Raw genomic sequence first — 13,467 nt, 5'->3', positions numbered from 1 at the left:
GGTCGGTCAGTATCCAAGCGGCGCGGCCGGCTCGTCCTTCGGCTCGGCAACGCGCATCTCGTCGGTATTGTCGGTTTGCAGCTGCTCGTATGCCCGCCACGCAAGAACCAGCAGGAACGCGAAAAAGGAGAAGGAGATGACGATCGCCGTCAGGATCAGCGCCTGCGGCAGGGCGTTGGCGGCGGGGCCGACGAGCGCATCCTTTTGGCTGGGAACGACCGGCGGGATGCCACGCGTGAGCCTGCCACCGGTAAAGATCAGGAGGTTGACGGCATTTCCGAGGATGGCAACGCCAAGCAGCACCCGGATGACATACTTCGACAGGAGCAGATAGACGGCGACCGTGAAGAAGATGCCGACGAGCAGAGCGAACCAGGCTTCCATCATTCGCCTCCCCGCTCTTCGAGCGAAAGCGCAATCGAACTGATCGCGCCGACGACCACGAGATAAACGCCGCAATCAAACAGCATCACCGTCGAGAGCGGTACTTCCAGGCCGAGCACCGAGGGATAGACCCACAGGCCGGTCATGAAGGGAACGCGGGCGGCGATCGAGATCAGGCCGGCGACCGTCGCGGCCAGGAGGCCTGCCCCGGCAATCGCCATCGGGTGGAAATAGATCGCGCGGCGCACCGTCTCGACACCGCAGGCGATGCCGTAGATCGCCAGCGCAGACACCGCGATCAAGCCGCCGATGAAACCGCCGCCCGGCTCGTTGTGGCCGCGCAACAGGACGAAGATCGAAAACAGCACCATGAGGCTCGTCAGGAACGGCGCGACGGCGCGGAAAATCACCGACTTCATGCGCCTTCCTCCGCATCCGGATCGTTATCGGCGACGCGTCGAAGCGAACCCGCCCTCAAGCGAACCAAGGACAGGATCGCAAGACCCGTGACCATCACCACTGCGATCTCGCCCAGCGTGTCCGTGCCGCGGAAATCGACGATGATGACGTTCACCACATTGGCGCCGTGGGCGATCGACTTCGAGTAGAGATTGAAGAAGTCGGTGAGCGTCGCATCGAAGGGTACACCCGTCACCTTCAACAGCATCAGCCCGAAGCCGAGACCGCAGGCAAGGGCGATCGCGACATCCGGGATTTTTTGCGCAAGCGGACGATGGTCCGATGGTGACAACCGGAGCCGCGTCATCACAAGCGCAAGGACGACGACCGAAAGCGTCTCGATCATGAACTGGGTGAAGGCCAGATCCGGCGCGCCATAGAGCAGGAAGATGACCGCGACGGCAAAGCCCTGGATGCCGAGCGAAACGATGGCGGTCAACCGGTCGGCAGCAAGCACCACCGCGATGAGGCCGATGACCGCGATCGCCATGATCGCCAATTCATGCAGCGGCACGTCGGCGGCAAAGAGCGGCGGGCGCGGGAACTCGCCATAGGCGATCGGCACGACCAAAAGCACGAAGGCAATGAGGATGAAGGTCGCGGTCATGTAGACTTCGAGGCGCCCGGATTGCAGCCGGCGGGTCAGTGCGACGGAGAAACGAACGAGCCCGCGGATGAACTGGTCGAAGCCACGATCCGGACCCCAGCCGATATCGGCAAGGATCGTCGCCATGAAGGCACGCACACGGTCTAGCTTCAGATAAAAGCCGATGCCGATGACTGCGGTCACGATCGACATGATCAAGGGCAAGCCGACGTGAGGAACGACCGAAATCGTGACCGCACGGGGTTCGCCCGCGATCGCCGACGCCATCGGCGTCGATACCAGTTCATGCGTCAGTCCGGAAAGCAGCGCCGCGGAGAGCCCCTTGGCGGCAAGCAGCGCCGGCCCGAGCCAGAGCAAGATCGGAGCCTCGTGGGCCGCCTTCGGCGTCTCGATCTTTGCACCGACGAACGGCTTGAGCGCGACGGCAAAGGCCACCGCGAACATCAGTGCATTGCCGAGGATCGCAATCGCGGCAAAGACCAGGGAACGGCGATCGAAGCCTGAGAGTGCGTAGTAGATCTCCTCCTTGGCGATGAAGCCGAAGAAGGGAAACAGTCCGCCCATCGAGAATGCCGCGGCAAGCGCTATGACGAAGGTGAGCGGCATGGCGGAGCGAAGTCCCCCGAGCCTCGTCGCGTCGCGCGTGCCGGTCTCGTGGTCGATGATGCCGGCGACCATGAACAGGGCGCCTTTGAACAGCGAATGGGCGACAAGATAGAGCACCGCCGCTTCGATCGCGTGGGGTGCGCCAAGCCCTGTCAGCATGACCAGCAGGCCGAGGGACGCCATCGTCGTGTAGGCGAGCATCAACTTCAGGTCAGTCTGGCGGCAGGCGAGCGCCGCGCCGATGACGAGTGTGGCGCCGCCGAAGAGCGGCAAAAGGATCTGCCATTCAGGTGTGCCGCCGAGCACCGGGTTCAGCCGCATCAGGAGATAGACACCGGCCTTCACCATGGTCGCCGAATGCAGATAGGCCGAGACGGGCGTCGGGGCTTCCATCGCGTTCGGCAGCCAGAAATGGAAGGGGAACTGGGCCGACTTGGTAAAGGCGCCGCCAAGTACCAGGAGCAGCGCCGCCAGATAGAACGGGCTTTCGCGCATCTCCGGCCCGAAGGCAGACAGCAGCGAGAGTTGGGTGACGCCGCTGACATTCCAGATGATCAGCAGTCCGGCAAGCAGGAACAGGCCCCCGCCTCCGGTTACGACCAGCGCCTGCAGGGCTGCGCGCCTTGCCGCCTCGCGCGAATGATCGAAGCCGATCAGCAGGAACGAGGTGATCGAGGTCAGTTCCCAGAATACAAAGAGCATCAGGAAGCTGTCGGAGACGACGACCCCGAGCATCGAGCCCATGAACATCAGGATGAAGGAAAAGAACCGCCCCTGCTGCGGGTGGCCTTTCAGATAGCCGCCGGAATAGAGCACGATCAGCGCGCCGATGCCGGCAATCAGCAGGACAAATGTGAGCGACAGGCCGTCGATCAGCCAGGAAAAGCTGACGTTGAACGAGGGTATCCAGGCATAGCCGCCCGTAACCACCTCGCCCTTGGCGACTTCCGGCCAGAAACGGATAAAGTGCAGCACGATCGCCAAGGGAAACAGCGCAAGCACCCAGGCGGCGTTGTGCCCGAGAAGACGTGTCAGAAGCGGCGCGAGCAATGCCGCGACGAAAGGCAGTGCGAGGGCCAGAAATGTCAGGGCCGCAACATCCATCGTCCTGGCCTGCTCCTTTTATTTCATCGTATGATCGATCGGACTCCCGACATAAAAGAAGGGTGTTGGGGTCTCAAGCCTTATCCGGATAAAATCGGCGTTATATATCCGTCAGCTCGGCCGGACGAACCGAAGCGGAAGCCTTGCATTACCAGATTCGCGCGATTTACGCGGTGTCCGCCAACAACAATTAAAATGCTGTTAGCAAAATATTCATCGGGCGGCGGGGGATAGATCGAACATTCTGGAAACGGAACTGCAAGACGTGATAGTTGTATTTGCAGACTTTCTCAATTCAGAGCGAACCGACCAGAAGCCTCCGCCGGCAGACCTTGCAACGGCTCAGAAGCGGTTGCCCGCTTCAGTATCGATAACGACAGGCACGGAACAGAACATCACTATCTCGAATAGGGCGGGACCCGCTTGGAACGATCTCGCATAGTCGTCATCGCCAGTATCCTGGCCGCCCTCGGCGCGATCCTGCCGATGCTTGCGGCCTACTATCTTTCCTGGTCGATCGCCGTGCGCGGCGAACAGGCCCGGCTCGCCCGCCTGGCCGACTATGCCATCATGCGCGCAGACGCCGCGCTCGGAGAAGCGTCCCGGGCGCTGAAGACGGCCGACCGGTTCGATATGCCGCCATGCATGGCCACGCATATCGCAGCCTTGCGCTCCCTCGTCGTCAACACGACCGCCATCGAGGATATCGGCTACTTCGAGAACGGGTTGCTCAGATGCACCTCGTGGGGTTACCCGCCGCGTCGGCTCACCCGCTCGCCGCCTGCCGATTTCTTTGCGAGCAACGGCGTCGAAGTCATCCCGCGGATGTATCCGACGATCAGCACCGGCGCGCCCATGACGGCGTTCCGGTATCGCTCCTACACGGTGCTGACCAACCCGGTCCGGTTCGTCGACGTGATCGCCGAGCCCGGCACCCGGCTTGCAGTCGCCACCAAAAACGGCGTGCTGGTCAGCACCCTCAACGATCCTGACCCGTCGCTGACGGAACGGCTCGCCGATCTTCCGAAGACCGGCAGCAACGCCGACGACCTTTTTGCAACATCACGGGACGCAAACTGGATCGCCGTTGCCACTGCGCCCAGCATCGCCATTCTAAGCGACATGGATCGGGAACGCCTGCTGCTCTTACCAGGCGGAGCGCTGGTCGCGGCGCTGATGGTCGGGCTTGTCGTCTGGCTATCCCGGCGTCGTCTGTCGCCGCTTGGCGAGCTTTCGATTGCCGTGCAGCGGCGCGAGTTCATCGTCCACTACCAGCCGCTGATCGAGCTCAAGACCGGCATCTGCGTCGGTGCGGAGGCCCTGGTGCGATGGCGGCGACCGGATGGGCAGATGGTCCGGCCAGATCTCTTCATCCCTCTTGCGGAAGAAAACGGACTGATCGAGGAAATCACCGATCAGGTCCTCTATGCGACGGTCGCCGAATTGAAGAGCGTGCTCGTCGCCGACCGCTCGCTGCACATCGCGATCAACCTCGCCGCCGACGACCTGAAATCCGGGCGCATCCTGCCGGTGATCGAGACGGCGCTTCGAAACACCGGCGTGCTTACAGAACAGATCTGGCTGGAGGCAACCGAACGCGGCTTCATGGACGTCAAATCCGCCCGGGCGACGATCGAGGAGGCGCGCCGGCGTGGCCACTCCGTGGCCATCGACGACTTCGGCACCGGCTATTCGAGCCTGCAATACCTGCAGGAGCTACCGCTCGATGCGCTGAAGATCGACAAGTCGTTCATCGATACTGTCGGCACCGATTCGGCCACCAGCTCGATCACGCCGCATATCATCGACATCGCCAAATCGCTCGATCTCTACATCGTCGCCGAGGGGATCGAGCGGCAGGAACAGGCCGACTATCTCATCGAGCGCGGCGTGCAGTACGGCCAGGGCTGGCTGTTCTCCAAGGCGCTGCCGGCGGCCGAGTTCATCGCCTTCTACAATGACAGCAAACGCAGACTCGGGGCCGGGCCGGCGGTGATCCGCCGCGAAATCGCTTGAGGCCCCTTCACGCGGACGCGGCCTGGTGATGTTTGCGCGCGCGGTCCTGCATTCCTATATAGTCGCGGCAACGACAGGAGACGTTCATGACGACCGTAAAGACGCCGAAAGTGGTGAAAACCGATGCGGAATGGCGGGCACAGCTCTCGCCGGAGCAGTATCGCATCACGCGACAGCAGGGCACCGAGCGTCCGTTCACTGGTCCGTTCCTCAACAACAAACAGACGGGCACCTACGAATGCGTCTGTTGCGGCCGGGCGTTGTTCCGCTCCGACACCAAGTTCGATTCCGGTTGCGGTTGGCCGAGCTACTTCGCTGCGGTCGACGATCAGGCGATCCGCGAGATCGAGGACCGCTCCCACTTCATGGTGCGCACGGAAATCCGCTGCGCCGATTGCGATGCGCATCTCGGCCACGTCTTTCCCGACGGCCCGCCGCCGACGGGGCTGCGCTACTGCCTGAACGGCCATGCGATGACGTTTACCGAGGATTGACACCGGGGCGCGGAAGGAGTGGCATGGGATGCTGTTCCGCCGGGAACGGTCCCATGGCGCCAGCCGCGCTAGAAGCAATAGATCGAGCAAGCGAGAGGAGGTCCGCATGCTACGCATCCTGACAGCACTCGCATTGCTGCTTCCCTCCGCCCTCACAGCGGCGGCGGCCGAAGACTGGGTTCCCTACGCCAACGCCCGCTTTGGCTACGTGCTCGACATTCCTCCCGGTTTCGAGCTGCAGAGCCGGGGCGACAATGGCGATGGCGCGAGTTTTCACGCCAACGACAACGGCGCGACCCTTTCGGTCTTTGGCAGCACGCTCATGGACGGTGACTTCGAGACCGACGTCAACGACCGCATGGGCTACGAGCGGGAGGGTGACTGGCGGATTTCCTATTCGCGTGTGACGGCCGCCTGGGCGAGTTTCTCGGGCGCGCGCGGTGACGAAGTATTCTACACCCGCGCGATCGCGCTCTGTGACGGCAGCGCCGCCTATTTCCGCCTGCAGTACCGCAAGACCCGGCTCACCAGCTTCGATGGCGTGATTTCGCGCATGGCAGAGGCGTTGAGACCTTCAGAAGGTTGCCAGCATCCACCGGTCGCCGCGGCCGCCGGCGAAGCGCCAAACTGATCGCCGCTCAGGACGCGGCGCTGAAACAGGTCAGCACGGCCGAATAGTGTACCGCCGCTCCGGTTACGACGAAGCCATGCCAGATGGCGTTCTGGAAGCGCAGCTTTTCCCACACATGGAAGATCACGCCGGCAGAATAGATGATGCCGCCGATCAGGATCAGCACAAGCGTCGTTGCCGTCAGCGCCGACAGCAGCGGGCCGACCGCGAGCACGCCGCTCCATCCCATGGCGAGATAGAGCAGGATCGCCAGCCGGTCGAAGCGGCCCGGGAAGAAGCACTTGATGGCGACGCCCAGGCCGGCGATCGCCCAGATGCCGATCAGCATCACGAACAGGAAGGGATCATCGAGGCCGCGCTGCAGGAAGGGCGTATAGGTCGCGGCGATCAAGACGAAGATCGAGGAATGGTCGAAGCGGCGCAGGAACCACTTGGTGCGTGAAACCGGATAGAGGTTGTAAAGAAACGAGATCGAGAGGGTCGCGAGCAGCCCCGCGCCATAGACGGCGGCGGCCGCGAGTTGACCGGTCGTGCTCCACACCGTTGCGTAGAAGATCAGCGCGGTCACGCCAACCAAGGCAGCCGCCAGGCCGATGCCGTGAACGATGCCGTCGGCAATCAGTTCCGAACGGTCATAGTTCCATTTGACGCCTGCGAATTCCACGTCTTCCCTCTCCCCGAGCCTTTTCTTCTCCGGCGGCGCGCATGCCCCGTCGCACCGCAACGTTTCCACCATCCTGCCACAAGGCCGCGCCGCGGCAAAGAAGCAGGGACGTGGCAAAAGCATCAACTTTTGCAACGCATTACAACAATCGCATGACCGGTCTGAGAAGTTTGACGGGAGACTTGCCGAAGGCCACGGCGATGACCACATGAACGGCCGAAGGATGCGATCGGGAGGATCATCATGTCAGTCTTGCGTAGCCCTCAGCCGGATCAGGCGGCCGCGCTCAGCGACCTCTGCGTGCGATCAAAGGCCGTTTGGGGTTATGACGCCGCCTTCCTTGAGGCATGCCGGGCGGCTTTGACGCTCACAGCCGACGACTGGATGGATTCGGAGCTTCAGGTCGCCATGGAGGGCGAGCGCATCCTCGGCCTGGCGCAGGTCCGCGGGAGCGGACAGGTGGTCGAACTGGACAAGCTGTTCATCGAGCCGGAAGCACGGGCGGCAGGCATTGGCCGGCAGCTTTTCGACTGGTGCGTCGCAGCCGCCCGCAAGCGCGGCGCAATAGTCATGACGATCGATGCGGATCCCGGCGCTGCCGACTTTTATCGCCGCATGGGCGCGGTCGATGACGGGGTCGTCGCGTCGAGCGTGATCCCCGGGCGGTTCCTTCCCCGACTGAAAGTGGATTTGGGGAGCGGTCCGACCGCCTGACGTCAACGCCCGCCGCGGGCGACCTCGGCCGCGCACTCCTGACAGAGTGGCGCATGAGGCACAGCCTGCAGGCGCGCCGCCGAAATCGGCAGGCCGCAGCGCACGCAGGTTCCGAAGGTGCCGGCGGCGATCCGATCGAGCGCGGCATCGATCGCGCGGATCTCCTCCTGGCCCGCAAGGCCAAGGCCTTCGAGAACCTCGTCCCCTTCCCGCTCGGTCACCCGGTCCGGGACATCAGCGTTCATCGGCTCATCGAGATCGTGCTCGATCCTGACCAGACGCCCCTGCAGCTCCGCCTTGCGGCGTGTCAGGCGGTCGTGAAAGTCGTCAAGCCCATGTTTGTCCATCTGAAGACTCCTTGGCGGTGGCGGCGCGAAGGTCTCGCGCCGCATGCGCTCTTGTTGTTCGTGGCTTACCGGTCGACGAGAACGGCGCAGGGGCAATGGCTGACGACCCGGCTTGCCGTCGATCCGATGAAGTAGTCGATGAGACCCGGCCGATGGGACGCGATGATGACGAGATCGGCGTTTTCTTCGCTGGCAAGGGCGTTAATGGTGCCGGCGGCCCCGCCGGTGCGGATTTCGATGCGGCCCTTGATCCCATGCTTGGTTTTGAGCGCCTCGAGCGTCTTTAACGCCTGCTTTCGGGATTCCTCGACCATTTCCAGCGGGAAATCCACGATCATGTAGCCTTGCGCATAGGCGTTCAGATCCTCGACGACGTTCAGCAGGATAATCTCGCCCCCCTCATCGATCAGCTTTTCGGCAATGCCGAGCACGGACTCGCCGTGTTCGAGCTGATCCATGGCAATCGGGACGATGATCTTCTTGTACATGCTGTACTCCTTCTGTTGCCCACGCGGATCGCCAGGCTGTTGCCACAGGCCAATCCCTCGTCTCAAGATTGCGCCTCGACGGCATCTTCGGCTTTGATTGAAATCAAATCGAAAGCGCTGCGCGCGCATGGCCCCACTCGAAATGAGGTAGGGCGACGACAACCACTGTCAACGCGCGTCGAACACAACATCAAGTGACTGACAGGCTTCCGTGAACGAACGAGGCGGCCCATATTCCCAACAGTTTCGATGAAACTGAAACGGCGAACCGGCCGTAGCTTCGATGCCAAGGAGACAGACATGACCTCGCAGGAGACTTTCGACATGCCAACCGACCATGCGCTTGCCATGCCCGCGCATGTCGAGCATGCGCATCTGGTCGTCCAGGATCTGCCGGCCGTGTCCGCCTGGTATCAGAAGATCATGGGCCTGAGCCCGATCGAAGCGAGCAAGAGCGGCGAGACGCTGGGCGTCAATGGCCACCCGCTGCTGACGCTGACGACCGAAGGCAACGCCGCGCGGGCGCCACGCAACGCGCCTGGCCTCTTCCACAACGCCTTTCTTGTTCCGAGCCGCGAAGAACTCGGCCGCTGGCTCGCCCATATCGCGCACAACAATATCAGGCTGCAGGGCGCGTCCGACCACCTGGTCAGCGAGGCGATTTACCTCGCCGATCCGGAAGGCAACGGCATCGAAGTCTATCGCGACCGACCGCGGAGCGAATGGACGTTTAAGCCGGATGGGACCGTCGGCATGGATACGCTGCCGCTCGATCTGCAGGCGCTCTACGACGAAGCACCCAAGGACAATTGGGGCGGCATGGCGGACGGGACGGCCATCGGCCATATCCATCTGCAGGTGTCCGATATTCCTCAGGCCGATGCTTTCTTCCGCGACGTGCTGGGCCTGGGGCTGATGGCACGCTATCCCGGCGCGAGCTTCTTCGGCGCGGGCAAGTACCACCATCACGTCGCCGCCAATATCTGGAACTCGCGGGGTGCGCCGAAGCGCGAAGGCCACATGACCGGACTTTCGGATTATACGATCCAGTACAAGGAGCCGGGCGAGCTCACAGCGGCGCTCGCGAAGCTCGATACGCTGGAAATCGCTGTCAGCCGCAACGGCAATGGCCACAGCCTCGTCGACCCCTGGGGCATCGGCCTCAAGCTCGTCGCCTGATCCTCTCTCCCAGGCCACAGGCGCCTTTGCGCCAGTGGCAAACTTGCCGGCCGCAGCCGCCTCAGGCGCTGCGGTCGTATTTTTGCTGGGCTTGCAGCACAGCCTCGATGTTCTCCTCCGCCCAGCGCGTCAGCGCCGCGACCGTCGATGTCAGCGTGCGACCGAGCGGAGTGATCGCATATTCCACGGTCACCGGCACCGTCGCAAAGACGCTGCGGCTGACGAGCCCGTCCCGCTCCAGCTTCTTCAGGGTCTGCGACAGCACCTTCTGCGAGATGCCGTCGATCTCGCGCTTCAACTGGTTGAAGCGCACCGGCTGTTCATCGAGCTTTCCAAGCACCAGCACGGCCCATTTGTCGGCAAGCCTGTCCAGCACCAGGCGGGTCGGACAGGTCTGGATATAGACGTCGTACTCCATCGGGCACCCCATCGCGGTTTCCGGGCGGAAACCATGTCACCAAAAACTGCCTCCTTTACAGCATTTTCCCGGACCAATATCCAGTATCCATCCGCAACATGGTTTCATTTGGATACTCAGGAGAACGGTGATGGCAGGCAAGATTCTGGTTCTTGGATCGAACGGGACGATCGGCAGCAAGGTGGTACGGGCGCTGGCCGCACGTGGCGAAACGGTCAGGGCTGCGTCCCGAAAGGCGACAGCCGTTGATGGCGCGGAAGCCGTCGCCTTCGACTACGAGGATGCCACGACCTTTGGCCCGGCGCTCGACGGCGTCGACCGCCTGTTCGTTCTGACACCGGCGGGATATCTCGACCCGGTCGGGCTGGTCGGACCGATCATGGCCGCCGCTGCCGCGCGCGGCATCAAGGTCGTGCTGATGACCGTCATCGGCGTCGATGCGGACGATAACATCCCCTATCGCCAACTTGAGCTGCAGCTCGAGAAAACCGGAACACCCTTCGTCATCCTCCGGCCAAACTGGTTCTCCGACAATTTCCAGAGCTACTGGATCGAGGGTATCCGCCACGGCGCGATCGCGGTTCCGGCGGCCGAAGGCAGGACGAGCTTCATCGATACACGCGACATTGCCGAAAGCATCGTGGCAGCGTTGACCAGCGAAGCCTTCAACGGCCGCGCCTTCAACCTCACCGGGCCGGAAGCGCTGAGCTACGGCGAGGCGGCAGCGATCCTGTCACGCGTGACCGTTAAGCCCATCGCCTACACGCCTGTCGATGACGAGACCTTCGTCGGCGTGCTGGTCGGCGCCGGGGTGCCCGAGGACTACGCCCACTTCCTCGCGTCGATCTTCCATCCCGTGCGCGAAGGCTGGGTGGCAAACCCTACCGGCGACGTAAAGATATTGACAGGCCACGAGCCGCGTAGCCTGGAAACCTACGCCAAGGACAATGCCGAGGCTCTCAGGGCCTGACCGAACCCGGACGATGGCCGCTCGTTCCCGCGCGGGCGGCCTGCGTCAACACGCCGCTGGATAGTTCCCAGACAACCGATCAATAAACTTGAGTATTATACTCACATATTTTAACCGCATGCCCAATCGGCCTCGCCCAAGGTCGCATTCATGCGGAGTTAATAATATGAAAAATAAGAGTTTTCTTGCGGCTGCCCTGGCGAGCAGCACCCTTCTTTCGAGCCCCGCGCTGGCGGTGGATTTTCGTCCGCAGGCGGAAATCGAAGGCGGCTTCTTCAGCGGCGGGTCAGCTGCCGGCGGCGGCTTTTTCCTCCCCTTCGTGCTCGATTCGGGCAATGCGATTTTCATCGATACACGCGGGGCCATTGCCAACGATTCCGTCCGCCAGGGCTCCGTCGGCGTGGGCTATCGTTTCCGCGCCAACGACCAATGGGTCATCGGCGGCTACGGCTACTACGACTATCTGAAGAGCGACCACGGCAACGCCTTCAGCCAGCTGTCCTTCGGCCTCGAGGCGCTCAGCGGTGACCTCGAAATGCGCAGCAACTTCTATCTGCCTTTGACCGGCGCCAAGACGCTGAGCGCCTTCAATGCCGCCTATGTGCGCGACCACGTGCTCGTCTTCCAGGAAGGCAAGGAACGGGCGCGGCGCGGCATCGACGCCGAAATCGGCGGGCGCCTGCCTGTCTTTGCGGAAGACTCCAACGTTCAGCTGAAGGTTTTCGGCGGCAGCTACTGGTATGGCGGCCGCAACCTCGGCGACATGTTCGGCGCCAAGCTGCGTGCGGAACTGACCTTTGCCGACCTGCCGGGCCTTTCCGAGGGATCGACCGTCTCGCTCGGCGTGACCGGCACCTATGACAACGAGGACAAGCTGAAGGGCGCCGTCATGGCACGGCTGCGCATCCCGTTCGGCGCGACCGGCTCGACCGCCGACGCTTTCGATCCGATGACCCAGCGTGTCGAGCGCGCCACCCGCATCCGCACCCATGCGGGCGCCACCGGCGATGTCGAGGCCGCGCAGCTTGCCGGCACCGGCCGTAATGCCGGCCGGGTGGTAACCCTTTCCTCGGCTTCCGGCAATGCCTCCGACATCAACGCCCTGATCGGGGCTGCCGGCGCCGACGCGCTGATCCTCGCGGACGGCAACCTCGGTCTCGACCGCACACTCGCACTCGGCAACGGCCAGACACTCCTTGGCGGCGGCGGCGCAATTGCCGTTAGCGGCGCGCGCAGCGGCGCGACCGCAACCTTCGTCAATCAGGGTGCGGCCACCACGATCACCGGCTACAACCCGGCCCAGGACGTGATTGCCATGGCGTCGGGCAGCACCATCTCGTCGCTTTCGGTCCGCGGCGGCCTAGCCGGCATTTCGGCCACGAATACCGCAGATGTCACCGTCGACAAGGTCGACATTGGCGCCACCAACCACGACGGCATTCGCTTCACGCGCGTTAATGGCGCGCTGGTTCAGGACAGCCGCATCCACGACCTCTACATTTGCGAGAACAACACGACCTGCGAATTCTCGATCTACAACCCCAACAAGGCGCCCTATGCCGCCGTCAGCTCCGTCGGCAGCCGAAACGTGACGGTGCGCGACACTGTCATCGACAAGGTCACCTATGGGGTCTTTGCCGGCGGCGAGTTCAGGAAGGTCGGACGGACAGACTACGAACTGGTCACCGGCACGCAGAACGTCACGCTCGACAAGGTGACGATCAGCAACTCCCGCCGCGAAGGCGTGCTGCTCGTCGCCGGCAAGGATGTCAGGCTCAACCGTGTAACGGTCGACAATGCCAAGCAGGACCGGGACATGGATCTCGTTGTGCTGCAGGGCACCTCCAACGTCGCGATCAACGACATGCGGCTCTTTGGCGGCATCAACGGTCTGATGCTGGTCTCGAGCCCGAACCTCGATGCGACGACCACCAACGTCAACGTCAAAGGACTGACCGTCGACGGTACCCGCAACGCCGGCATCTTCTTCAATCCCGTCTCCGGGATTTCGCTCGAGGACGTCAAGGTAACGAATGCCGGCACCTATGGCGCCTTCATCTACGGCAACGAGTTCGAGTTCCTTGGAGGACCGGTGCGCGACGTCGTGCTGAAGAACATGACCGTCGACAAAGCCGGCAAGGCGGGCCTCTACTTCTCGGGCCCGACCGAAGACATCACCGGCAATGTCAGCGTGAGCAACACGCCGAAGGATTGCCTGCTCGACAACGGCTGGTCGGCCGGGACGATCACCCAGTCGCCGGGTTCGGTGCTGACCGTCAACGGCGTCAAGCTCGATCAGGGCAACGCCGCGGCCCGTTGCCGCTGATAACCGAAGCCACGCCCGGGCGACCGGGCGTGGCTCTTTTGTCCGGTTTGCTTCGACGCG

At 62.8% G+C, this 13,467-nt stretch carries 14 protein-coding genes; 7 read left to right on the top strand and 7 right to left on the bottom strand.

Going from position 1 to position 13,467, the window contains the following annotated elements; genetic code table 11:
* Positions 1-6: 6 nt before the first annotated feature.
* From FA04_RS03645 to FA04_RS03635, 3 genes are read right to left on the bottom strand one after another with little or no spacing between them, the layout of a single operon-like run.
* Positions 7-384, bottom strand: coding sequence for a Na+/H+ antiporter subunit C (locus tag FA04_RS03645; RefSeq protein ID WP_034789327.1), 378 nt, complete (start codon positions 382-384; stop codon positions 7-9).
* Entirely contained in the window at positions 384-803 is a 420-nt protein-coding gene (locus FA04_RS03640) for a Na(+)/H(+) antiporter subunit B (RefSeq protein WP_034789325.1), read from the bottom strand. Before FA04_RS03640 ends, FA04_RS03645 begins: the two co-directional genes overlap by 1 nt.
* On the bottom strand, positions 800-3,160 hold the full coding sequence (locus FA04_RS03635) for a putative monovalent cation/H+ antiporter subunit A (protein WP_034789323.1): 2,361 nt from the start codon (positions 3,158-3,160) through the stop codon (positions 800-802). Before FA04_RS03635 ends, FA04_RS03640 begins: the two co-directional genes overlap by 4 nt.
* 423 nt (positions 3,161-3,583) lie before the next feature.
* Between FA04_RS03635 and FA04_RS03630 the strand changes: the two genes are divergently transcribed.
* The 3 genes from FA04_RS03630 to FA04_RS03620 all read left to right on the top strand — a co-directional run bounded on the left by FA04_RS03630 (position 3,584) and on the right by FA04_RS03620 (position 6,301).
* Positions 3,584-5,176 carry an EAL domain-containing protein gene (locus FA04_RS03630; RefSeq protein WP_051659159.1) on the top strand — a complete coding sequence of 531 codons (1,593 nt, stop codon included), beginning with the start codon at positions 3,584-3,586 and terminating at the stop codon, positions 5,174-5,176.
* A gap of 86 nt (positions 5,177-5,262) precedes the next feature.
* The gene (msrB, locus tag FA04_RS03625) at positions 5,263-5,670 is read left to right on the top strand and encodes a peptide-methionine (R)-S-oxide reductase MsrB (RefSeq protein ID WP_034789321.1); all 408 of its coding nucleotides are present in this window, start codon (positions 5,263-5,265) and stop codon (positions 5,668-5,670) included.
* 106 nt (positions 5,671-5,776) lie between these two features.
* Positions 5,777-6,301: a hypothetical protein gene (locus tag FA04_RS03620; RefSeq protein ID WP_051659158.1), complete on the top strand. Its 525-nt coding sequence runs from the start codon at positions 5,777-5,779 to the stop codon at positions 6,299-6,301.
* A gap of 7 nt (positions 6,302-6,308) precedes the next feature.
* On the opposite strand, the gene trhA is transcribed toward FA04_RS03620, so the two are convergent.
* Positions 6,309-6,965, bottom strand: a complete 657-nt coding sequence (gene trhA, locus FA04_RS03615; RefSeq protein WP_034789319.1) for a PAQR family membrane homeostasis protein TrhA — start codon at positions 6,963-6,965, stop codon at positions 6,309-6,311.
* A gap of 243 nt (positions 6,966-7,208) precedes the next feature.
* Between trhA and FA04_RS03610 the strand changes: the two genes are divergently transcribed.
* Positions 7,209-7,679 carry a GNAT family N-acetyltransferase gene (locus FA04_RS03610; RefSeq protein ID WP_034789317.1) on the top strand — a complete coding sequence of 157 codons (471 nt, stop codon included), beginning with the start codon at positions 7,209-7,211 and terminating at the stop codon, positions 7,677-7,679.
* Between the two features lie 2 nt (positions 7,680-7,681).
* Here FA04_RS03610 and FA04_RS03605 read toward each other — a convergent pair whose 3' ends face one another.
* Both FA04_RS03605 and FA04_RS03600 read right to left on the bottom strand, forming a co-directional pair.
* Complete coding sequence (locus FA04_RS03605; RefSeq protein ID WP_029742914.1) at positions 7,682-8,026, bottom strand: TraR/DksA family transcriptional regulator; 345 nt, start codon at positions 8,024-8,026, stop codon at positions 7,682-7,684.
* Between the two features lie 65 nt (positions 8,027-8,091).
* Positions 8,092-8,514: a universal stress protein gene (locus FA04_RS03600; protein ID WP_029742913.1), complete on the bottom strand. Its 423-nt coding sequence runs from the start codon at positions 8,512-8,514 to the stop codon at positions 8,092-8,094.
* A 300-nt stretch (positions 8,515-8,814) separates the two neighbouring features.
* On the opposite strand from FA04_RS03600, the gene FA04_RS03595 reads away from it, so the two are divergent.
* Positions 8,815-9,693, top strand: coding sequence for a VOC family protein (locus FA04_RS03595; RefSeq protein WP_034789472.1), 879 nt, complete (start codon positions 8,815-8,817; stop codon positions 9,691-9,693).
* A 61-nt stretch (positions 9,694-9,754) separates the two neighbouring features.
* Here the strand turns inward: FA04_RS03595 and FA04_RS03590 are convergent, their stop codons facing one another.
* Positions 9,755-10,111, bottom strand: a complete 357-nt coding sequence (locus FA04_RS03590; RefSeq protein ID WP_034789314.1) for a winged helix-turn-helix transcriptional regulator — start codon at positions 10,109-10,111, stop codon at positions 9,755-9,757.
* Between the two features lie 130 nt (positions 10,112-10,241).
* On the opposite strand from FA04_RS03590, the gene FA04_RS03585 reads away from it, so the two are divergent.
* Complete coding sequence (locus FA04_RS03585; RefSeq protein ID WP_034789312.1) at positions 10,242-11,081, top strand: SDR family oxidoreductase; 840 nt, start codon at positions 10,242-10,244, stop codon at positions 11,079-11,081.
* A gap of 166 nt (positions 11,082-11,247) precedes the next feature.
* Complete coding sequence (locus tag FA04_RS03580) at positions 11,248-13,407, top strand: inverse autotransporter beta-barrel domain-containing protein (RefSeq protein ID WP_034789310.1); 2,160 nt, start codon at positions 11,248-11,250, stop codon at positions 13,405-13,407.
* Positions 13,408-13,467: the final 60 nt, after the last annotated feature.

The sequence above is a fragment of the Ensifer adhaerens genome (assembly GCF_000697965.2).
Lineage (GTDB): Bacteria > Pseudomonadota > Alphaproteobacteria > Rhizobiales > Rhizobiaceae > Ensifer > Ensifer adhaerens.
The sequence above is the reverse complement of the archived record's forward strand: the minus strand, read 5'-3'. Positions and strand labels throughout refer to the sequence as shown.